Origin of the sequence: Caulobacter sp. CCNWLW153 (genome assembly GCF_036889365.1) — a bacterium.
GTDB lineage: Bacteria > Pseudomonadota > Alphaproteobacteria > Caulobacterales > Caulobacteraceae > Caulobacter > Caulobacter radicis.
In genome coordinates this window covers 33,293-53,947 of record NZ_JBAKFV010000011.1, presented here as the reverse complement: position 1 = coordinate 53,947, position 20,655 = coordinate 33,293, and the positions used below count along the sequence as shown (strand labels likewise).

The window sequence follows — 20,655 nt, the reverse complement described above, 5'->3', positions numbered from 1 at the left end:
GATGCCTTCCGCGCCCCCGATTTCCATCGACAGCGGCCAAGGTTGTCCACCGTTGCTGACCGCCTTGTCAGGCGGGCGTCAGCCTGACGACCCGATGGTGCCGCTACATCCGTCGCAACCTCTCCGGAACGACGGATTTCTCGATGATCTCGCTTGTGCGGACCGCTTTGGCGCGTCCCTACACCTTCGTCGTCATGGCCGCGATGATCCTCATCGTGGGCGTGCTGGCCATTCTGCGCACGCCCACCGACATCTTCCCGGAGATCCGCGTCCCCGTCGTGGCGGTGGCCTTCACCTATAACGGCCTGTCGCCGGAAGACATGTCGGGGCGGATCCTGACGCCTTACCAGCGGGCCCTGACCACCACGGTCAACGACATCGAGCACATCGAGGCCACCTCGCTGCAGGGCATCGGGGTGGTGAAGGTCTATTTCCAGCCCGGCGCCGACATCCGCCTGGCCAACGCCCAGATCACCGCCGTCTCCCAGACCCTGCTGCGCCAGATGCCGACCGGCACCACCCCGCCGCTGGTGCTGAACTACAACGCCTCGACCGTGCCGATCGTGCAGCTGGCGCTGTCGGGCCAGGGCATGAGCGAGCAGCAGCTGTTCGACTACGGCGTCAACTTCATCCGCACGCGCCTGGTCACCGTGCCCGGCGCGGCGGTGCCGTTCCCGTTCGGCGGCAAGACCCGCCAGATCCAGGTCGACATCGACCCGCAGGCCCTGCTGTCCAAGGGGCTGTCGGCCACCGACGTCGGCGCGGCCATCGCCGCCCAGACCCAGATCACGCCGGCCGGCTTCGTCAAGATCGGCGAGTTCCAGTATTCCCTGCGGCTCAACAACGCCCCGGGCTCGGTCGACGAGCTGAACGCCCTGCCGGTGCGCACGGTCAACGGCGCCACCATCCGCCTGGGCGACGTCGCTCACGTCCGCGACGGCTCGGCCCCGCAGCAGAACGTCGTCCACGTGGACGGCCAGCGCTCGGTGCTGATGACGGTGCTGAAGTCGGGCGCGACCTCGACCATCGCCATCGTCGACGGCATCAAGGGCGCGCTGCCCGAACTGAAGGCCCAGCTGCCGGCCGAGCTGTCGATCACGCCGCTGAACGACCAGTCGACCTTCGTGAAGGCCGCCGTCGAGGGCGTGGTCCACGAGGGCGCGCTGGCCGCGGTGCTGACCTCGCTGATGATCCTGCTGTTCCTGGGCAGCTGGCGCTCGACGGTGATCATCGCCGTGTCGATCCCGCTGGCCGTGCTGGCGGCGGTGGCGGCCCTGGCCGCCTTCGGCCAGACCCTCAACGTCATGACCCTGGGCGGCCTGGCCCTGGCCGTCGGCATCCTGGTCGACGACGCCACGGTGACCATCGAGAACATCAACTGGCACCTGGAGCACGGCAAGGACGTCAAGACCGCGATCCTCGACGGCGCGGCCCAGATCGTCACGCCGGCCTTCGTGTCCCTGCTCTGCATCTGCATCGTCTTCGTGCCGATGTTCTTCCTGCCGGGCGTGTCGGGCTTCCTGTTCGTGCCGATGGCCATGTCGGTCGTCTTCGCGATGATCGCCTCGTTCCTGCTGTCGCGGACCCTGGTGCCGACCATGGCGGCCTTCCTGCTGAAGCCGCATGCCCCGCACGACCAGGAGGCGCCGTCCAAGAATCGCCTGGTGCGCTTCCAGCGCGGCTTCGAGCGGGCCTTCGCCAAGGTGCGCGACGCCTATGCCGGCCTGCTGGGCTTTGCGCTCGGCGCGCGCGGCAAGTTCGTCGCCGGCTTCCTGGCCTTCGCGGTGCTGAGCCTGGCGCTGGTTCCGTTCCTGGGCCGCAACTTCTTCCCGGCCGTGGACTCCGGCTCGATCGCCATGCACGTCCGCGCGCCCAGCGGCTATCGGGTGGAGGAGTCGGCGGCGCTGTTCGACCGCATCCAGCGCCAGGTGCGCACGATCATTCCGAACGCCGAGATCGAGACGATCGTCGACAACATCGGCCTCTCCACCAGCGGCATCAACGTCGCCTATAACGCCTCGGGCACCATCGGCCCGATGGACGGCGACATTCTGGTCAGCCTGAAGAAGGGCCACAAGCCGACCGACGACTACGTCAAGGCGCTGCGCCAGGAACTGCCCAAGGCCTTCCCGAACGCGACCTTCTCGTTCCTGCCGGCCGACGTCACCAGCCAGATACTGAACTTCGGCAGCCCCGCGCCGATCGACATCCAGGTGGCCGGCGGGGATGCGGCGACCAACCAGGCCTACGCCCAGAAGATCCTGCGGGCCATCCGCGGCGTCGAGGGCATCGCCGACGTCCGCATCCAGCAGCCCACCGGCTCGCCGCAGCTGCGCTTCGACGCCGACCGCACGCGCATCCACGCCCTGGGCCTGGACGAGCGCGACGTCACCGCCAGCCTGGCCGGCGCCGTGGCCGGCAGCGGCCAGACCGCGCCGGTGTTCTGGCTGAACCCGCAGAACGGGGTGTCCTACCCGATCGTCGCCCAGACGCCGGAATACCTGATCGACAGCTTCGAGAAGCTGGGCGCGATCCCGGTCACCGGCAGCCGCGTGCCGAACGAGGCGCCGCAGGTGCTGGGCGGCCTGGGCGCGCTGAGCCGCGGGACGACCGCGGCGGTGGTCTCGCAATACAACATCCAGCCGATGGTCAACGTCTATGCGGCCACCCAAGGTCGCGACCTCGGCGGCGTGGCGACCGACGTCCAAAAGATCCTCAAGAGCCTGGAGAAGGACAAGCCGGCCAAGGTGCGCGTCACCCTGCGCGGCCAGTACCAGACCATGAACACCGCCTTCTCCGGCATGGGCTGGGGCCTCTTGGGCGCGGTGGTGATGATCTACCTGCTGATCGTCATCAACTTCCAGTCCTGGCTGGACCCGTTCGTGATCATCTCGGCCCTGCCGGCCGCCCTGGCGGGCATCGCCTGGATGCTGTTCGCCACCGGCACGCCGCTGTCGGTGCCGGCCCTGACCGGCGCGATCATGTGCATGGGTGTGGCCACGGCCAACTCGATCCTGGTGGTCAGCTTCGCCCGCGAGCGGCTGGCGGCCACCGGCGACGCCGTGCAGGCCGCGTTCGAGGCCGGGGTCACCCGCTTCCGCCCGGTGCTGATGACCGCCCTGGCGATGATCATCGGCATGGGTCCCATGGCCCTGGCCCTGGGCGAGGGCGCCGAGCAGAACGCGCCCCTGGGCCGCGCCGTGATCGGCGGCCTGATCTTCGCCACCTGCGCCTCGCTGCTGTTCGTCCCGACCATCTTCGCCATCGTCCACGGCCGCCGCCCGCGCGCCGAGGCCCCGTCCACCGAAGGACACGTCCATGCCTGACACCCTGCCCAAGACCGATCCGCGTCGGCTGCGCCGCCTGGCGCTGGTCGGCGCCGCGGGTTTCGCCCTGATCCTGGCGACGGGAGCGGCCGCCCGCTTCATGACCGGCAAGGATTTGGCCGGCGCCAGCCAGGACGCTGGCGTCGTCACCGTCAGCGTCGTGCGGCCCACCGCCGGAGAGGACGGCGCGCTGGTGCTGCCCGGCCGCCTGCAGGCCTGGAACCAGGCGCCGGTCTACGCCCGCACCGACGGCTATCTGCGCCGCTGGTACGTCGACATCGGCCAGCCGGTGAAGGCCGGCCAGGTGCTGGCCGAGATCGACGCCCCGGAAGTCGACCAGCAGCTGGTCGCCGCCCGCGCCGCCTTGGCGACGGCGTCGGCCCAGCGCGACCTGGCCGCGGTGGGCGCGGCCCGCTGGAAGCGCCTCGTCGGCGAGAACGCCGTCTCCCAGCAGGAGGCCGACGAGAAGCAGGGCGATCTGGCCGCCCGCGAAGCCATGCGCAACGAGGCCGCCGCCAATGTGCGCCGGCTGGAAAGCCTGGCGGCCTTCAAGCGCATCGTCGCGCCGTTCGACGGCGTGGTGACAAGCCGCGACACCGACCTGGGCGCCCTGATCAGCGCCGGGGGCGGCGCGCCGTCGCCCCTGTTCACGGTGTCGGACACCCGCCGGCTGCGCCTCTATGTCAGCGTGCCCCAGAGCATGGCCGCCTCGATCCGTCCGGGCATGACCGCCAGCTTCTCGAGCCCCGACCTGCCGGGCCAGTCGTTCCAGGCGCATCTGGTGCGGGCCGCCGACGCCGTCGACGCCCAGTCGGGGGCCATGCTGGTGCAGCTGGAGGTCGACAACGCCGCCGGCCAGCTGAAGCCCGGCGCCTACGCCCAGGTCAGCCTGGACCTCGGCAAGGGCGCGGCGAGCGCGCCGGCGACCCTGCGCGTACCGGCCAACACCCTGCTGTTCCGCAAGGAGGGCACGGCCATCGCCGTGGTCGACAGCAACGGCAAGGTCCACATCCGCAAGGTCGCGATCGCCAAGGACCACGGTTCGGAACTGGAGCTGGCCGGCGGTCTGGCCGCCAACGAGTGGGTGGTCAGCAGCCCGCCCGACGCCATCGCCGACGGCGACACGGTGCGGGCCATCCAGCCCAAGCCCGCGCCCGCCAAGACGGCGCAAGCCAACGGAGGCGCCGGTGCGCGCGGCTGACGCTGTCCTGCCCCTGGCGCTGCTGAGCCTGGCGGCCTGCAGCACGGCGCCGGCCTATGCGCCGCCGGCCGTCTCGACGCCCGCCGCCTTCCGCGACACCGGGCCCTGGACCCCGGCCGTCGCCCACGCCGCCACGGCCGGCGACTGGTGGGCGGTGTTCGCCGACCCGACCCTGGCGGGGCTGGAACAGCGCCTGGCCGGCGGCAACGCCAGCCTCGCCCAGGCCCTGGCCCGCTACGACCAGGCCCGCGCCCTGGCCCGCCAGGCGCGCACGGACCTCTATCCCACGGTGGGCGTTGACGCGGGCGCCGCCAGCCAGCGCACGGTCTCGTCGGGCCGCACCGATCCGGTCGGCCTCAGCGCCTCGGCCGCCTACGAGCTCGATCTCTGGGGCCGGGTGCGCAACCAGGTCGAGGCCGGCCGCGCCGACGCGCAGGCCAGCGCCGCCGACCTCGCGGCCGTGCGCCTGAGCCTGCAGGCGCAACTGGCCGACGCCTATTTCCAGCTGCGCGGGGCCGACGCCCAGATCGCCGTGCTGGCCTCGACCGCCGACGCCTATCGCCAGGCGCTGGACCTGACCCGCCGCCGCCAGGTCGGCGGGGCGTCCAGCGCGCTCGACACCGGCCGCGCCGAGACCCAGCTGGCCACGGCGCTTTCGCAACAGGAGCAGGCCCAGGCCGACCGCGCCCTGCTGGAGCACGCCCTGGCGGTGCTGGTCGGCGAACCGGCCTCCAGCTTCTCGGTGGCCTCGGTCGAAGGGCTGTCGGACGCGCCGCGCACGCCGGTCAGCACGCCGTCGGCGGTGCTGCAACGCCGGCCCGACATCGCCGCGGCCGAGCGCCGGGTGGCCGCCGCCAACGCCCGCATCGGCGTGGCCCGCGCCGCCTGGTTCCCGACCGTGACCCTGGCCGCCAGCGGCGGCTGGCAGTCGACCGGCGGCGAGCTGCTGACCACGGCCAACCGCATCTGGGCCCTGGGCCCGGCGGCCGCGGCCCTGCCGCTGCTGGACGGCGGCGCCCGCAAGGCCGAGGTCGCCCACAGTCGCGCCGTGTTCGACGAGGCCGCCGCCGGCTATCGCCAGACCGTCCTCGACGCCTTCCGCGAGGTCGAGGACCAGATGGCGCTGGCCAACCGCCTGGCCGCCGCCCAGGCCCGCCAGGACGAGGCCGTCGACGCGGCCGCCCGCACCGCGGCCTTGGCCACGACCCGCTATCGGGAAGGCGCGGCCAGCTATCTCGACGTGGTCACCGCCCAGACCGCCGAGTTGGACGCCCGCCGCTCGGCCCTGGACCTGCGCACCCGCCGGCTGGCCGCCAGCGTGGATCTGATCCGCGCGCTCGGCGGCGGCTGGGCCGGCGGGGAGGGCGCCTAAGGCTTCGCCGCAGCCGCCGGCTGGGGCTTGGGATACCAGAGCGCGTTGACGATCACCCAGCGCTCGCCGAACCGGCCAAGGTTCAGGTGGTCGACGAACCACGGCGTCTCCACCCTCGCCACCGCCACGTTGCCGGCGATGTCGAGCACCCGCACGCTGCGGTCCCATTGCTCGCGCGGGGTCTTCAGCGCGCCTTGCCGGGTCAGGCCCGCCAGTTCGTCGCGGTTCATGCGCCGAAGGCCGAGGGTTTCGTCCGGATCCGGCCGCGAGCGGATGGCGCGCTTGGCGAGGTCCGGGTGCAGCGAGCGGGTGACGCGCGCCACGTCGCCTTCCAGCTGGCCGTCCACATAGTCGTAGGCCACCGCCTCGACCGCCTTCACCGCCGCCGGATCGAGCGCCTGCGGCGCGACGGCCGCCGGTTGGGCTGGAGTGGCGGCAGGCGGCGGGGCCGATCCGTCGAGGGCTATGGCGGTGAGCAGGGCGGCGATCATGGGCGTCTCCGAGTTGCGGTGAGGGGGCCTGTCAGTCGACCGGGCGGGTCCAGACGAGGGCGGCGAGGTCCTTGAGCTTCAGGTCGATCTCCTCGCCCTCGGGCGTGCCGTACTGGAAGCCCTCCAGGCAGGTCGGAAAGCCGTCCTCGAGCCAGAGGACGAACCCCATCAGCAGGGTCTTGCCGTCGACCGCGACCTCGGCGGTCGGCCCCTCGAGCGTGCGCGTGGGCCAGACGACGGGCGGCTGGCCCTTGTCGACGTCGAAGCAGGTGTAGAAGCCGTGGCCGGTGTTTTCGCGCTCGGCCAGCCGCATCGTCGCCAGCAACGAGCGCAGCTGGCGCGCGATGGCCGGCCGTCCATCGCAGATCGCGCCGAGCGCGGCCTTCTCAAGATCCGTGAAACCCGACATGCGGCCCCCCTGGGGCGAACCTTAGCGCCAAGGTTGCGAGCCGCCTATGGGGGCTGCGCAGGGCTCAGGCTTGGACCGGTTCGATCCTGCGAACGGTGGGCTCCTGCGGCTCGCCGCTCGCGACCGTCCCGCCGGGCAGGACGAAGCCGATCAGAACCTCGCCGTCCTCGCAGCGGGCGAACACCGTGCCGCCGTGCATGGTCACGATCGCCTTGACCACGGCCAGGCCCAGGCCGTGGACGTCGTGGCTGTGCTCGCGGGCTCGGTCGAGGCGATAGAAGCGGTCGAACAGCCGCGCCAGGTGCGCCTCGGGGATCGGGCCGCCGCGATTGCGCACGCCCAGGCAGACCTTGCCGTCCTGCGGCTCGATGGTCACGCGCACGGTCTTGCAGTCGACGCCGTGGCGGATGGCGTTGTCGAGCAGGTTGGTCACCGCCCGGCCCAGCAGCGAGGCGTCGGCCGCCACCATGCCGTCGCCGACCACTTCCAGCCGCACGCCGGCGTCCTCGAACAAGACGTCCAGGAAGTCGGCGGTCTTGTGGGTCAGGCCAGCCAGCGACACGGGTTCGAGATTGGCCGCCAGCGCGCCCTGGTCGGCCCGGGCCATGAACAGCATGTCGTTGATGATGCAGCGCAGGCGGTCCAGCTCTTCCAGGTTCGAGTGCAGCACCTCTTCCAGCTCGCCGGTGTCGCGCGGGCGCGACAGGGCGACCTGGGTCTGGCCGATCAGGTTGCCCAGCGGCGTGCGCAGTTCGTGGGCGACGTCGGCGTTGAACGAGGCCAGGCGCTCGTAGGCGTCCTGCAGGCGGTCCAGCGCGCCGTTGAAGGCGGTCATCAGGCCCACCAGTTCGGTCGGCAGGTTCTGGGTCGGCATGCGCAGGCCAAGGTCGTTGGGGTTCAGCGCGCGGGCGCGCTGCGACAGCCGGTCGACGGGGGCCAGGCCCTTGCGGGCGACCCACCAGCCCAGCAGGCTGACCAGAGCGATCGTCACCAACGACACGGCCAGCACCCCGACGCCCAGCACCTTGCGCGAGGCGTCGAACGGCGCGGTGTCGGCGGCGATCACCAGCCGCACCTCCGGCCGCTCCAGATAGGGCGGCACGCGGCGGGTCAGCGTCATGTAGCGCCTGCCGTCGAAATGGATCAGGTCGACGCCGTCGCGCGCCCGGGCCAGGGCGTCATCGGGGGCGAAACGGAAGCGGGCGTCGGGGCAGTCGACGCGGTAGCGGACGCCGCCGTTGGCCGGGGTGAACGACTCCAGCTTGTCGCCCAGCATCGGCCAGCGCTTGGGATCGCCGGCGTGGCGGATCATCGCGTCGATGATCTCCATGCGGGCGTTTAGCTCCTCGGCCTGGTGGCGGCGCAGCTCCAGGCTCTGGAAGCCGAAGATCGCCACGCCCGCCAGCACCGACACCAGGGTCGTGGCGATCGCGAACATCAGGGCCAGGCGCCCGGCTATGGACTTGGGCGCGATGGAGGCGGGGGTCATTCTGGGCTTCCGTCGGGACGGTGCTCGAGCACGTAGCCCATGCCGCGCACGGTGTGCAGCAGCTTGGTCTCGAACATGCCGTCGATCTTGGCCCGCAGGCGCTTGATGGCCACCTCGACGACGTTGGTGTTGGTGTCGAAATTGATGTCCCAGACCAGCTCGGTGATGATCGTCTTGGAGACGATCTGCGACTGGCGACGGCCGAGCACCGCCAGCAGGGCGAACTCCTTGGCCGTCAGGTTCAGGCGGCGACCGGCGCGGGTGGCGCGGCGGGCCAGCAGGTCCAGGTGCAGGTCGCCGACGGTGATGGTGGTGGCCTCGCCGCGACCGCGACGGGTGATCGCCTGCAGGCGGGCCAGCAGTTCCAGGAACGAGAACGGCTTGACCAGGTAGTCGTCGGCCCCGGCGCCCAGGCCGCGCAGGCGGTCGTCGACGCTGTCGCGGGCGGTCAGCATGATCACCGGCGTCTGGCGGGTCTGGCGCAGGCGTTCCAGCATGGCCACGCCATCCAGGCCCGGCAGCATGCCGTCCAGCACGATGGCGTCGTAGTCGAGGGTCTGGGCCAGGTGCAGGCCGTCTTCGCCGTCGCCGACGAAGTCGACGGAATAGCCCTGCTCCGTCAGCCCCTTGCGCAGATAGGCGACGGTCTTGGGTTCGTCCTCGACGATCAGGATCTTCATGGTGGCGGCGGCCCGGCGGCGCGGTGTTCGTGCGGCGGAGGCGGAAGGCCTCCTCGAACAGCTTTGATACAGCGTCCTCGCGCCGACCGCCACGGCTGGGGCGGGAAGGGGGCTCGGTGGCGGCCGGGCGAGAACTAAAGCCTAGGTGCCAGAGCGCTCCGGTCGCCAGGCTGACGCCAGCATGACATTTCTGACCGAAAGGCTCCGGCCGCTTCGATGTGCGCCATCGTCAATTGCGAAGCTCTTCGATTCATGTCCAGGTTGCGCCCGGTTTCGGCGCGAGGGGCGCGTCGCGAGCACGGGGCGAGTGATGGCGATCTGGACGATCGAGGTGGTCAACGAGACCGGAGCGGCCAAGGATTTCTTCGTCTACAGCGAGCCGCCCAAGGTGCGGTTCTCCGGCCAGGCGGTCGCCGTCCATCCGTGCGCCTGGATCACCTATCCTGGCATCCCGCCCGGTGATCGCCGACGCTCGACCTTCAGCGAGAGCATCGTCATCTTCGTGGACATGAGCGGCGCCAAGCCCGCGCCTGGCGTGGTGCTGACCGGCGCTGCGAGCGTTCACGTCGACGCCCGGGCGCGCGACCGCGTCGACCTGCTCAACGATCCCGCCATCTTCGGGCCCGTGGAGCATAACCGGTCGGGCTACGGCACGGTCTCGCTGCACATGCCCGACCGGCTGGACGGCGGCCCGCTCCCGCCGCCCTCGACGATCGGACTGGGCAAGTACGGAGACAGCGACATGGAGGTCCCGATCGCCGGCTTTCCGCCACAGGCCGGCGGGGTGTTCGTGATCGAACCGTCGCGCCGCTTCCATCTTGCCGAGGGGCGTCCCCTGCGCGGCGAGACGCTGGCGCTGCATCCGCCGTCGCTGGTCGCCATCGACTTCGACCAGGACAAGCTGACGGCGACGATCGTGGCCAAGGCCGACGGGACCTTCGCCGTCAGCTACGAGCCCATCTGATCGAGCGGAGGCGAGCATGGCGGTCTGGACGATCGAGATCGTGAACGGCGGCGCCAGGGCCCGCAGCTACGCGCTGCTGCCCGCGCCGCCGGACGTCACCCTGGACGGCGCGCCGGTGGCGGTATGGCCCTCCGTCTGCGCGCCCTTCGACTATGTCGAGCCGAACGAGCCGCGCACCACCACCTTCAGCGAGGCCGTCCAGGCCTTGATCGCCTTTCCTGCCAAGGTGGAGGTCGACCGGGTGATCAAGGGGCCGTTCACGGCGCCGGTGAACCCGCTGGCCCGCGACCTCGTCACCATCACCCACATGGACGATCATGGCGGCGTTCGGGACTTCGCCCATGATCTGGCCTCAGGCGCAGCCGAGCCTGGCCACTTCGCGATCCGCACCAAGGCCGACTTTCCAGGAGGCGATGGGCCGGAAGTCGACGGGGTGGTGCTGGGCATGACCAAGCAGATCGACAGCAACGAGCCCGTGCCGGCGGCGGTGTTCACGGCTCGGCCGCACGTCACCTACCAGATCCGGCCGCGGCCGGTGTTCCACCTGGTCGAGGGGCGCTATGTGCGCGGCAAGGTGCTCGACCTGTCGGCCAGGGGCGGCGCGGTCATCGACTTCACGGGCCGCGAGCGCGCCAAGGCCACCGTCGTCCATGCGGCCGACGGCGGCTTCTCGGTAAGCTACGAAGCGATCTAGCGTCGAGGGCGCGGCGCGTCAGTCGACGCAGATCGCGCCCGTCGCCTTGCCGTTCACGACCTTGGCGTAGCAGCCGAACTGCACGTTCGAGCGCTTGCACTGGCCGGTCACCGGGGCGTCGTTGGGTTCGAGATTGCCCTCGACGATGCAGCCGCCCTGGCACTGGGCGTTGTCGGTGCAGGCCTTGCCGGCGTCGGCGTAGGGCACGACGCAGGTGGGCAGGCCTCGGCGGCCGACCGTCTCGATCTGGCCGCCGCGGGCGGCGCAGGTCTCGGCGGTGTCGCTGCCCGAGGCGGCCTGCGCGGGTCCCGACGCGGGCCCCTGGGGCGGGGCCGTGGGGGCGCAGGCGGCCAGGGTCAGCAGGGCGGCGGCGATCAGCGGCAGGCGCATCTGGAACACTCTTTCGATACTCTCGCCGCTAGGACGATCAGCCCATGAACGCCGGCAGCCAGGCTTCGTTCGCCTCGCGCAGCTTGGCCAGCGGGATCGAGAACAGGTCGGTCGAGGCGAAGGCCTCGCCGCCGGCCACGCCCGCGATGTTGGCGTGCACGCCGGCTTCCTTGGCCGCTTCCAGCAGGGCGTCCGGATCGGGCGTCGCCACCAGGTAGCGGGCCTGGTCCTCGCCGAACAGGTAGGGGTGGGCGTGGGCGTGGCTGGTGGCGTTCAGGGTGACGCCGACCTTGCTGGCCAGGGCGATGTCGGCCGCGGCGACCAGCAGGCCGCCGTCCGACAGGTCGTGCACGCCGGCCACCAGGCCCGAGCCGATCAGGCCACGGACGAAGTCGCCGTTCTTGCGCTCGACGGCCAGGTCGACCGGCGGCGGGGCGCCGTCCTCGCGGCCCAGGATCTCGCGCAGATAGATCGAGGCGCCCAGTTCGCCGTGCGTTTCGCCGATCAGCACCAGGGTGTCGCCCTCGGCCACGTTGCCGAAGCCCGTGCGCAGGTCGTAGTCGGCCAGCAGGCCGACCGCGCCGACGGTCGGGGTCGGCGGAATGGCGACGCCGTTGGTCTCGTTGTAGAGGCTGACATTGCCGCTCACGACCGGGAAGTCGAGCGCGCGGCAGGCCTCGGCCATGCCGTCGGTGGCGCGCACGATCTGGCCCATGGTCTCGGGCTTTTCGGGGCTGCCGAAGTTGAGGTTGTCGGTGATGGCGATCGGCAGCGAGCCGGCGGCCGTCAGGTTGCGCCAGGCTTCGGCGACGGCCTGCTTGCCGCCTTCGTACGGGTCGGCCTGGACGTAGCGCGGGGTGCAGTCGCTGGTGACCGCGACGGCCTTGCCGGTGCCGTGGATGCGCACGATGCCGGCGTCGCAGCCGGTGGCGCTGTCTTCCAGGGTGTCGGCCATCACGTGGCGGTCGTACTGCTCCCACAGCCAGCGCTTGGAGGCCATGTCGGGGCAGCCCAGGACCTTGAGCACGGCCGCTTCCCAGTTCTCGGGCGCGGGCACGTGGCCGGGATCGAGGCGGGCGTCGACCTTGGGCTCGGTCCAAGGGCGGTCATACAGCGGCGCGTCGTCGAACAGCGGGGCCAGCGGCACGTCGCAGACCGTCTCGCCGTGGTGCTTGAGCACCAGGCGGCCGGTGTCGGTGGTGTAGCCGATGACGGCGGCGTCCAGGCCCCACTTCTCGAAGATGGCGTGGCCGTCCTGCTCGCGGCCGGGCTTGAGGACCGCCAGCATGCGCTCCTGGCTTTCCGACAGCATCATCTCGTAGGCCGACATGCCGGTTTCGCGCTGCGGGACCATGTCCATGTTCAGCTCGATGCCGACGCCGCCCTTGCCGGCCATCTCGACCGACGACGAGGTGAGGCCCGCCGCGCCCATGTCCTGGATCGCCGCGACCGCGCCCGTCGCCATCAGCTCCAGCGTGGCTTCGATCAGCAGCTTCTCGGCGAAGGGGTCGCCGACCTGGACGGTCGGGCGCTTTTCTTCCGAGTCCTCCGAGAACTCGGCCGACGACATGGTCGCGCCGTGGATGCCGTCGCGGCCTGTCTTGGAGCCGAAATAGACGACCGCCAGGTTCGGGCCCGGGGCGGCCGAGTAGAAGATGCTGTCGGCCTTGGCCAGGCCCACGCACATGGCGTTGACCAGGATGTTGCCGTTGTAGCCCTTGTGGAAGTTCGTCTCGCCGGCGACGGTGGGCACGCCCACGCAGTTGCCGTAGCCGGCGATGCCGGCGACCACGCCATCGACCAGGCGCTTGGTCTTGGGGTGGCCCGGCTCGCCGAAGCGCAGGGCGTTCAGAAGGGCGATGGGGCGCGCGCCCATGGTGAAGACGTCGCGCATGATGCCGCCCACGCCCGTCGCCGCGCCCTGGTAGGGCTCGATGTAGGACGGGTGGTTGTGGCTCTCCATCTTGAAGATGATCGCGTCGCCGTCGTCGATGTCGATGACGCCGGCGTTCTCGCCGGGACCGCAGATCACCCGCGGGCCGCTGATCGGGAACTTCTTCAGCTGGTTCTTGGACGACTTGTACGAGCAGTGCTCGGACCACATCACCGAAAACACGCCCAGCTCGACGAGGTTGGGCTCGCGGCCCAGACGGTCGAGGACGACCGCATATTCCTCGGGCTTCAGGCCGAACTCGGCGGCCGTATCGGCCATGGATTTCGCGGGGGCGTTGGTCGGTGCGCTCATGGGCGCGCCTTCTAGCGCGGCTGGGGGGATTCCGCTATATTCTAGAAAGCTGAAGGTGGTTCTAGAAATGGGCATCAGCATCAAGCGCGCCGAGACGGAAGCCCTGGCCCGCCAGGTGGCCGAAGCCACGGGCGTCAGTTTGACGGACGCGATCCACAACGCGCTGGCCGATACGCTGAAGGCGCTGGGGCTTGAGCCCGAGATTTCCGATGAGCGCCGAAGGGAGATCCAGGCCTTTTTCGCGGAACTCGACGCCATGCCGCGCAACGATTTGACCCGCGAGGAGATCGAAGCCGACATGTATGGCGAGTTTGGCGAGCCGATCTGATGGTCGTCGACTCGTCGGCGATCTACGCGATCATTGCCGGGGAGCCGGAACGGGAACAGCTGTCTGACGTGCTGGATGCGGCGAGCAGAGCCTGGGTTTCGGCAGCGACGCTTACCGAGTGCGTCGTCGTCATGTTGGGCAAGAAGACGCCGGGTGATCCCGTCGCGATCCTGGAGCGCTTCATTCGGATCTATCGCCTGAAGGTCGTTCCCGTCGACGAGGCGCAATGGAGACTTGCCGCGGAAGCGCTGAGCCGTTTCGGCAAGGGCCGGCATCCGGCCCGCCTGAACTACGGCGACAGCTTTTCCTATGCCCTGGCCAGGTCGCTTGACGCGCCGCTGCTCTTCAAGGGCGATGACTTCGCCCATACCGACATCCGCCCGGCGCTCTGACGCCAGGCGCGAAAACTTCCGCGAAAACAGAAGCTAAGCAGGAACTAAGGCAGCTGCGCAGGAGGAACGCGGCGAGTCTTCGGCCCGTTCTTCATCCCGTGCGCATCGCAGCGCGCGGAACGAAGAGGAGTAAAGCCCATGGGCGAGCAAACCCGCAATCCGCAGCAGCAACAGCAGAACCCGCAGCGACAGGCTCCGGGCCAGCAACAGCAGCAGCGCCAGAACGAGCAGGGCCGCAACCCGGGCGGCCAGGAAAATCAGCCGGAGCGCGATCGCGACCGCTGATCTGACGCTTTAGCGCATTTTCTGACGACGAACCGGTACCCACTTCGTCGGAAAATGCTCTGGCGAGCGTTAGCAGCGCTCCATCGGAGGAAGGGTCGGCGTTCGCTCCGCCGGCCCTTTTCCGTGGGCGGTCGGTCAGGCGCTCTGGAAGACGCTGCGGAACAGGATCGCGCCGTCTTCCGAGCCGAGATCGGCGTCGAACGAGCGGTCGGGGTGGGGCATCAGGCCCAGGACGTTGCCGCCGGCGTTGACGATGCCGGCGATGTCGCGGGCCGAGCCGTTGGGGTTGTCCTTGTAGCGGAAGACCACCTGGCCCTCGCCCTCGATGCGGTTCAGCGTCTCTTCGTCGGCGAAGAAGTTGCCCTCGCCGTTGCCGACGGTCATCACCGCGTCGCGCTGCTCGCCGAAGGCGGCGGTGAAGCGGGTCTGGCTGTTGACGATGTCGAGTTCGACCGGCTTGCAGATGTACTTCAGCTTGGCGTTTCGCAGCAGGGCGCCGGGCAGCAGGCCCACTTCCGTCAGCACCTGGAAGCCGTTGCAGATCCCCACGACGGCCACGCCCTTGTTGGCGGCCGAGACCACCTCGCGCATCACCGGGCTCTGGGCGGCCATGGCGCCGCAGCGCAGGTAGTCGCCATAGGAGAAGCCGCCGGGCAGAACGATCAGGTCCAGGTCGTCCGGCAGGGCCGTCTCCTGGTGCCAGACCATTTCGACGCGGGCGCCGGTGGAGCGTTCGACCGCGACCTTGCAGTCACGATCGCAGTTGGAACCAGGGAAGACGACGACGGCGGCTTTCATGGCGCGGGCCTGTAGCACCGTTCGAGCGGAATGTCAGGGGGCTGGACCCTTTTAAGCCCGCGTGATGTCGCGCACCGCCGCCAGGGCGCGGTCGACCTCGGCGGGGTTGTTCATGATGCTGGGCGTCAGGCGCACGTGCTGCACGGCGTAGGGGGCGGCCGCACCCCCCGAGCCGAATAGGAAGCCCCTGCGATCCACGCGCATCGTCGTCATCCCAGCCTTGCCGGAAACCGGCGCTGCGGGAACGCGGTGCGGGTCTAGCGGTTCACGGCGCCGCTTGGATGGTCAGGCGCATTCGTCCAGCAGCGGCGACACCTTGTCTCCAGCCGGAGCGGGGAAGGGCTGTCGGAAGGTGAAGGCCGCCGGCGTCGGCCCGTGGACGGCCAGCAGGGCCAGCTTCTTCATCGCTTCCTCGATGGTGGGGCGATGGCCGGCTGGGACCCACCACAGGGCCATGTGCGGGCGCTCTGACGGTTCGAACCATTCGCGTCGCCGCCGCATGATCTCGACGTGGGCCGAGCGGTAGACATAGGCGCCCAGCGACGGGATGTCGGTCCAGGTCGACATGTTGGGGATCAGCTGCGGATCGCCATCGATGGAAAGGTCGGTGGCGTTGTTCCCGTCGCCCTTCAGCCGCCAAACGAAGCCGGGCGAGCTTTCGGCCAGCAGGTTGATGCGGTCGAGGTTGTCGGCGAAGTCCTTGATCGACGGATGGTCGATCGGCGCCTTCAGGCGGCCGATGTTGACCTGGGCCAGCTCGAATGCCGCCATGACGTCCTCCCGGTTGTGCTTGCCCTGGGAGGTAGGCGCCGCGATGGCGGCGCGAAAGGGGTCAGGCCCGGATCTGGCCCGCCAGCGTCTCGAACACCTCGGCCTCGTCCCACAGTCGGTGGGCGTGGCTCAGCACGATGCGGCCGTCGGCGGCGGTTACGGCCAGGTCGATGCGGTGCTGGTTGACGGTCGCTGGGCCGAAGCCGACGCCCAGCTCGAAATGGGCCTGCAGCGGATCCAGCGGGCCGGTGGTGCGCAGGAGGCGGCAATGGGCGTCGAAGGGAAAGCCCCGGTCGCGACCGTAGGCCTCCAACTGGCGCGGCGTGTCGTAGGCCGGGTCGTAGGTGAAGGCCGCCACGACGGCCCGCTCGGCCAGGCCCGCCGCCCTCAGTCGCGCCTTCACGGCCGCCAGCCGCGAGATGGTCAGCGAGCACTTCTGCGGATTCATGCACCGCGTGTAGAAGAAGGCGATGGCGGCGGGGCGTCCGGCGAAAAGGTCGGCGAACCGCATCACCGCCCCTGACTGGTCCTGGATCGGCAGGTCGTCGATGGCGCCGGGAGCTGCGGCGGGAGCCACGGGAAGCGTGCTCGACCGGCCGCCGCAGCAGCCTTTCGGCGCGGCCGCCTCGGCCGTGGCTATGGCCTGGGCCAAGGCCGCCGTCACCGCCGCCGACCAGCCGCCCTCGGCCCGCAGCACGCGCAGTCGAGACACGGCTGGCGCGCCATGCCGGGCCATGGCCAGCACGATCTCCGTGACGGCGCCGAGGGGAGGGCGCAGGTCTGGCGAGGTCGGGGCGTCCGTCGATCGAATGCGCGAGGCGGCGGCCGCCAGCAGGTCGAGCGCCTCGGCCGGCGGGGCCTCGGCGCCGGCCAGCGCCCGGGCCGCCCCGGCCACCACCAGCGGGTTCAGCCCCGTCTCGAGCTCGGCCAGCACCTGGGGCAGGGCCGACGACAGCAATCCGGCCTTGGCGAAGCCCGCCAGCACCCGTCCGCGCAGGCGCTCGGCCTCGGCCGTTCCCCGTCCGCGATAGAGCGGCGCGTCCTCGGCCAGCAGGCGGGTCAGGGCCGCGGGCGCATCGGGCGCGGCGAGGGCCCGGTCGATGGCCGCCTCGGCCTCGTCGAGCGACGCGGCCGGCGGCGCGGCGTCGATCGAGATTCCAGCCGGCATCTCAGGCGTCCGATCCGGGCTTGATGCGCGAAAGCAGGGCCGAGAAGGCGTTGGACGCCAGCTTCTCGCCGATCGCCTTGGCCGAGGCGCGCACCGCCGGGTTGCTGAGCAACTGCTCGGCGATCGGGCTGCGGGCCAGGCCGTTCAGCGCCGTGGCGCGGATGTCGTCGAAGTCGTGGTCGTCGACGGCGATCTGCTGGGCCACCTTCTGGAACAGGTTCTCGTTCAGCTTCTGCAGGCCGACGGCGCTGATCTGGCGCACTTCCTTGAACTCGTCCTTGTCGCGCATGAAGCGGGCGAAGAGGTCGGCCGCGTTCGGATCGGCGGTCAGGGTGCGCAGCGCGGCCACACGGGCCTCCAGGTCCTTGTCGCGCTCCAGGACCAGCCGCGCGAGCGGGGTCACGGCGCTGTGCTCGTCGAGGCTGAGGAACTCCAGGGCGCTGGCCGCCGAGACCAGGGCCTTGGCCGGATCCTTGAGACCGTCGGCCAGAACCTTCTGCGCGACGTCGTCCTTGGCCGCGCTCAGCCATTCCAGCGCCAGGCGCCGCAGGGCCGGGGCGTCGTCGGTGACCAGCTTGTGCAATGCGGCGATGTAGTCGGCGCGATAGCGATCGAACGCCTGGCCCAGGAATGTAGCCGCATGCACCTGCTCGAGCGCGGCCTGCCGGTCGTCCTCGGGGGCCTTGGCGTCGGTGGCGACGGCGAGCAGGGACGGAATGTCCGCCTCGGCGTCCACGTCCGCCCCGGCCGCCCGCAGCCCCTCGGCGAAAGGCGTTTCGGCGTTGAGCTGGGCCTCGTACTGCCGGCGATATTCACTGGCCTTCATCGGTCTGGCTCCCTCGTCACGCGGCTTCGAACGGGACGTCGTCATAGGCGAAGCCCTGGTCGCGGCCCGAACGGACGCCCAGGTAGTCGAGCATGACGCCCACCGTGGGCTTGGGGCCGGGCTGCTTGGTGACGGGCGAATCCCTCAACGGCCCGCCCGGCGCCGTCGGCGGGCGCTGTCCGCCGGTTTCGCCGTTCCACGGCCACATGGTGTCGGGCAGCCGGTGGCCGAGCGATCCGCCCGCCTGGAAGGCGTTCGGATCGGCGGTGTCGAAGCGCCGGTTGGCCCACTGCCACTTGGCCCACAGCCGGTCGACATTGCCGTGCAGCAGGAAGAACAGCGGGTCCTTGGCGGCGGTTGGGATCGAGCTGATGAAGCCCGAGAAGCTGACGTGGGCCGGCCCGTGCGGCGCGCTTTCCATCGCTCGCAGCTGGCCGAAGCTGGGCCCCAGGCCGAGGGTCTCGGGCTCGGTCAGCACATAGCCCCGGCCGGCGCGGCGGGACGGCGGGGCGCCGCGAACGTCGAAGTTGGGCCGGCGCATCACGCCGGTGAAGCTGTCGGTGGACCAGTGCTCGAGCGGATGGCCGGGCGGGAACCGCACCAGGTCGCCGGCGGTGGGCGAGGCGGCGGGCATGCCCAGGAAGTGCGCGTCGAAGATGTTGGGCGCCGGCTTGTCGAAGCGCCAGTAGGGCAGGGCGACGCTGGGATCGACGGCCTGCAGTTCCCGCTCCAGGTCCAGCAGGTACGAGCGATGCCAGGGCAGGAAGGCCGGGCCGCCATGGGCCTCGCGGGTGGAGAGGTTGGTGTGCATGTCGCGGAACGCCCGGAATGGGCCCGCCCCCGCGTTGTTCAGCCGGGCCAGCGCCACCAGGAAGCGGTCGCGTTCGGCCGGGGTCAGGGTCTGGGCGTCCTTGCGGATCCGCACCATCAGCGGCAGCGTGCCGACGACGGCGCCGCCGACGCGGGCCTTGATCCCGGCGTCGCCATAGCTCTTGCTGGGCTCGCCGAACTCGCCGGCCACCCAGAACAGCACGGGTTCTCCGTTGCGGGGAAGGCGCAGGCGAAGGCTGGACTCGCCGTCGTGCCGGCGCTGGGTGTCGAACACCACCTTGCCGCCGCCGGGCGTGCCGCCGTTCTCGAGCAGGACGTCGACGTCGCCGCCGGCGCCGCCGTCGATCACCCGCGCCGTGGCCTTGACCGGCGCCCAGGTCAGGAACGCCCGGCCGTCGGGCAGTTCGCCCTCGATGTCGATCTCAACACGCATCACGCCCGTCCCCCGTGTCGCGCGCGTCTCGCGCCGCTGGAAATCCATCCCTGCGCCAGCAGGCCCAGGCCGTGGCCGGCGACCATGGCCGCCAGCATCGCCGCGACGGTCGCGCCCAGGCTCTCGCCGCCCCAGGCTGGCAGGGCCCCCAGGCCGGCCATGGCCAGCAGCATGCCGCCGAACGCCAGGCCCGAGGCGAGCAGCGCCCGGTTCCGCGCCGCCGCCTCGGCGCGCCACAGCCTGATCCGCGCCAGTCCCGTGCAGCAGCCCGCCAGCGCTCCGGCGATCATGCCCAGATGTCCGAGGTCGCAGACGGCCCAGAAGGCCGGGCCATAGCCGCCCGAGCGGGTGCACAGGCCGGAAAGCAGCGCGCCCGCGCCGTTGGCCCAGTCAGCCGCAACGCCCAGCACCAGGCCCAGCCCGCAGCCGATCAGCTGCGGCAGGGTGACCCTCAGCGGCGCGGCCGCGCAGGGCTCCGGGCGGGCGAGGTCTTGGCACATCGGCGCGCGACTTCAGGGTATCGGCTGCGAATGCAACCTATGATGAACTAGCTCACGCTGGAGCTTGGTCGTCAATAAGGCGTAACGGCGTTCTTCGATGTGCGCTGAATCACAACCGAAAGTCGACTTGGCGCGAGCCCCTCAGACCACCGTCAGCCGGGGTGCGGCGTCGCGCCAGGGCGCCAGCAGGGCGTCGCAGCGTTCGACTTCGACGTCGCGCACCCAGTCGCGAAAGCGCCAGTAGGTCGGCGCCAGGCGTTCGGGGGTGACAGCCATCGGGGTCATGCCCTTGGCGTCGTAGAACTCCAGCGCCAGCCCCGTCTCGAAATCGACGATCCCGACCGACAGGTTGATAAGGCCGCGCTTCTGGAAGCCGCCGACCGCGGCCAGCAGGAAGGGAGCCAGGGCGTCGCCCGTGGCGGGGGTCTCGACATAGGCGAGGTTCCACCACCAGTCGGGGGCGTCGTCGGGATCCGGCCGCAAGCGCCAGGCCGGCTGGCGCGGCAGGTCGAAGCCCAGGTGCGACAGACGCTTGAACGGCGGCTTTTCGTGAGAGCTCCAGCCCAGTTCCAGGGTCACGCGCTCGGAGCGGCCGAACATCGCGGCGACGACCGTGCGGGCGGTGTCGAGCTCGCGCAGCAGGCGGGCGGACGGGGTGAAGGGCTGGGGAAGACGGTCGGGGGCCGTGGCGTCGGGGATCAGTTCGATCCGCGTCCAGGCCGGCCCCCGGAAATCGTGCAGGCGCTCGACGCCGAAGACGTCGAGCATCCGCTGGCGGGTGGGATGGAGGCTTGCCTCTCCCACGATCCGCCTCAGGCGATGTCGATGCGGTAGCTTTCGATGACCGTGTTGGCCAGCAGCTTCTCGCACATGGACTTGACCTCGGCCTTGGCGGCCTCGGCGTCCGTGGCGTCGAGGTCGAACTCGATGACGCGGCCGACGCGGGCGTCCTTCACCGACGGCCAGCCCAGGCCATGCAGGGCGTTCTCGACGGCCTTGCCCTGGACGTCGAGCACGCCGGGCTTCAGGAACACGTGGACGGTGGCTTTCAACGCAAAATCT

General features: G+C 70.6%; 23 protein-coding genes. 8 read left to right on the top strand and 15 right to left on the bottom strand.

Translation table 11 applies throughout. The features are described 5' to 3' along the window. Window positions 1–143 precede the first annotated feature (143 nt). Genes V6S85_RS17125 through V6S85_RS17115 form a run of 3 tightly spaced genes read left to right on the top strand, consistent with a single transcriptional unit; the run spans window position 144 to window position 5,899 of the window. Window positions 144–3,326: an efflux RND transporter permease subunit gene (locus V6S85_RS17125; RefSeq protein WP_334349679.1), complete on the top strand. Its 3,183-nt coding sequence runs from the start codon at window positions 144–146 to the stop codon at window positions 3,324–3,326. Then, window positions 3,319–4,527, top strand: a complete 1,209-nt coding sequence (locus tag V6S85_RS17120) for an efflux RND transporter periplasmic adaptor subunit (RefSeq protein ID WP_116569569.1) — start codon at window positions 3,319–3,321, stop codon at window positions 4,525–4,527. The genes V6S85_RS17125 and V6S85_RS17120 overlap by 8 nt, the downstream gene beginning before the upstream one ends. Next, complete coding sequence (locus tag V6S85_RS17115) at window positions 4,514–5,899, top strand: efflux transporter outer membrane subunit (protein WP_334349678.1); 1,386 nt, start codon at window positions 4,514–4,516, stop codon at window positions 5,897–5,899. Before V6S85_RS17120 ends, V6S85_RS17115 begins: the two co-directional genes overlap by 14 nt. On the opposite strand, the gene V6S85_RS17110 is transcribed toward V6S85_RS17115, so the two are convergent. The 4 genes from V6S85_RS17110 to V6S85_RS17095 form a co-directional block, all read right to left on the bottom strand. Beyond that, complete coding sequence (locus V6S85_RS17110; RefSeq protein WP_334349677.1) at window positions 5,896–6,390, bottom strand: nuclear transport factor 2 family protein; 495 nt, start codon at window positions 6,388–6,390, stop codon at window positions 5,896–5,898. The genes V6S85_RS17115 and V6S85_RS17110 overlap by 4 nt on opposite strands. A 31-nt stretch (window positions 6,391–6,421) precedes the next feature. Beyond that, window positions 6,422–6,799, bottom strand: coding sequence for a hypothetical protein (locus V6S85_RS17105; RefSeq protein ID WP_116569572.1), 378 nt, complete (start codon window positions 6,797–6,799; stop codon window positions 6,422–6,424). 64 nt (window positions 6,800–6,863) lie between these two features. Beyond that, window positions 6,864–8,288, bottom strand: coding sequence for a heavy metal sensor histidine kinase (locus tag V6S85_RS17100; protein WP_243410660.1), 1,425 nt, complete (start codon window positions 8,286–8,288; stop codon window positions 6,864–6,866). Next, complete coding sequence (locus tag V6S85_RS17095; protein WP_116488040.1) at window positions 8,285–8,968, bottom strand: heavy metal response regulator transcription factor; 684 nt, start codon at window positions 8,966–8,968, stop codon at window positions 8,285–8,287. The genes V6S85_RS17100 and V6S85_RS17095 overlap by 4 nt, the downstream gene beginning before the upstream one ends. 310 nt (window positions 8,969–9,278) lie before the next feature. Here V6S85_RS17095 and V6S85_RS17090 point away from each other — a divergent pair, with 310 nt between their 5' ends. Beyond that, window positions 9,279–9,932, top strand: a complete 654-nt coding sequence (locus tag V6S85_RS17090; RefSeq protein ID WP_334349676.1) for a hypothetical protein — start codon at window positions 9,279–9,281, stop codon at window positions 9,930–9,932. Between the two features lie 16 nt (window positions 9,933–9,948). Further along, window positions 9,949–10,626: a hypothetical protein gene (locus tag V6S85_RS17085; protein ID WP_334349675.1), complete on the top strand. Its 678-nt coding sequence runs from the start codon at window positions 9,949–9,951 to the stop codon at window positions 10,624–10,626. A gap of 18 nt (window positions 10,627–10,644) precedes the next feature. On the opposite strand, the gene V6S85_RS17080 is transcribed toward V6S85_RS17085, so the two are convergent. Continuing rightward, a complete protein-coding gene (locus V6S85_RS17080) occupies window positions 10,645–11,016 on the bottom strand; it encodes a hypothetical protein (RefSeq protein ID WP_116569607.1) in 372 nt (123 codons plus the stop codon). 37 nt (window positions 11,017–11,053) lie between these two features. Beyond that, window positions 11,054–13,261, bottom strand: coding sequence for a phosphoribosylformylglycinamidine synthase subunit PurL (purL, locus tag V6S85_RS17075; protein ID WP_334349674.1), 2,208 nt, complete (start codon window positions 13,259–13,261; stop codon window positions 11,054–11,056). Between the two features lie 67 nt (window positions 13,262–13,328). Between purL and V6S85_RS17070 the strand changes: the two genes are divergently transcribed. The 3 genes from V6S85_RS17070 (at window position 13,329) to V6S85_RS17060 (ending at window position 14,266) form a co-directional block, all read left to right on the top strand. Continuing rightward, window positions 13,329–13,589, top strand: coding sequence for a type II toxin-antitoxin system VapB family antitoxin (locus V6S85_RS17070; protein ID WP_058350011.1), 261 nt, complete (start codon window positions 13,329–13,331; stop codon window positions 13,587–13,589). Then, a complete protein-coding gene (locus tag V6S85_RS17065; RefSeq protein ID WP_116569577.1) occupies window positions 13,589–13,981 on the top strand; it encodes a type II toxin-antitoxin system VapC family toxin in 393 nt (130 codons plus the stop codon). The genes V6S85_RS17070 and V6S85_RS17065 overlap by 1 nt, the downstream gene beginning before the upstream one ends. Window positions 13,982–14,119: 138 nt before the next feature. After that, window positions 14,120–14,266, top strand: coding sequence for a hypothetical protein (locus V6S85_RS17060; protein ID WP_164467334.1), 147 nt, complete (start codon window positions 14,120–14,122; stop codon window positions 14,264–14,266). Between the two features lie 135 nt (window positions 14,267–14,401). On the opposite strand, the gene purQ is transcribed toward V6S85_RS17060, so the two are convergent. The 9 genes from purQ to purS form a co-directional block, all read right to left on the bottom strand. After that, window positions 14,402–15,064: a phosphoribosylformylglycinamidine synthase subunit PurQ gene (purQ, locus tag V6S85_RS17055; protein WP_101718845.1), complete on the bottom strand. Its 663-nt coding sequence runs from the start codon at window positions 15,062–15,064 to the stop codon at window positions 14,402–14,404. 51 nt (window positions 15,065–15,115) lie between these two features. Continuing rightward, window positions 15,116–15,268 (bottom strand): hypothetical protein, encoded by a 153-nt coding sequence (locus tag V6S85_RS17050; RefSeq protein ID WP_334349673.1) that lies wholly within the window; start codon window positions 15,266–15,268, stop codon window positions 15,116–15,118. 81 nt (window positions 15,269–15,349) lie between these two features. Then, on the bottom strand, window positions 15,350–15,835 hold the full coding sequence (locus V6S85_RS17045; protein ID WP_334349672.1) for a DUF3291 domain-containing protein: 486 nt from the start codon (window positions 15,833–15,835) through the stop codon (window positions 15,350–15,352). Window positions 15,836–15,896: 61 nt separating this feature from the next. Then, window positions 15,897–17,003: an SCO family protein gene (locus V6S85_RS17040; RefSeq protein WP_334349671.1), complete on the bottom strand. Its 1,107-nt coding sequence runs from the start codon at window positions 17,001–17,003 to the stop codon at window positions 15,897–15,899. Between the two features lies 1 nt (window position 17,004). Further along, the gene (locus tag V6S85_RS17035) at window positions 17,005–17,829 is read right to left on the bottom strand and encodes a hypothetical protein (protein ID WP_334349670.1); all 825 of its coding nucleotides are present in this window, start codon (window positions 17,827–17,829) and stop codon (window positions 17,005–17,007) included. Window positions 17,830–17,845: 16 nt separating this feature from the next. Next, a complete protein-coding gene (locus tag V6S85_RS17030) occupies window positions 17,846–19,093 on the bottom strand; it encodes a tyrosinase family protein (RefSeq protein ID WP_334349669.1) in 1,248 nt (415 codons plus the stop codon). Then, complete coding sequence (locus V6S85_RS17025) at window positions 19,093–19,593, bottom strand: hypothetical protein (protein WP_334349668.1); 501 nt, start codon at window positions 19,591–19,593, stop codon at window positions 19,093–19,095. Before V6S85_RS17025 ends, V6S85_RS17030 begins: the two co-directional genes overlap by 1 nt. 141 nt (window positions 19,594–19,734) lie before the next feature. Continuing rightward, window positions 19,735–20,397: a DUF3885 domain-containing protein gene (locus V6S85_RS17020; RefSeq protein ID WP_334349667.1), complete on the bottom strand. Its 663-nt coding sequence runs from the start codon at window positions 20,395–20,397 to the stop codon at window positions 19,735–19,737. 8 nt (window positions 20,398–20,405) lie between these two features. Beyond that, window positions 20,406–20,645: a phosphoribosylformylglycinamidine synthase subunit PurS gene (gene purS, locus V6S85_RS17015; protein ID WP_058350003.1), complete on the bottom strand. Its 240-nt coding sequence runs from the start codon at window positions 20,643–20,645 to the stop codon at window positions 20,406–20,408. Window positions 20,646–20,655: the final 10 nt, after the last annotated feature.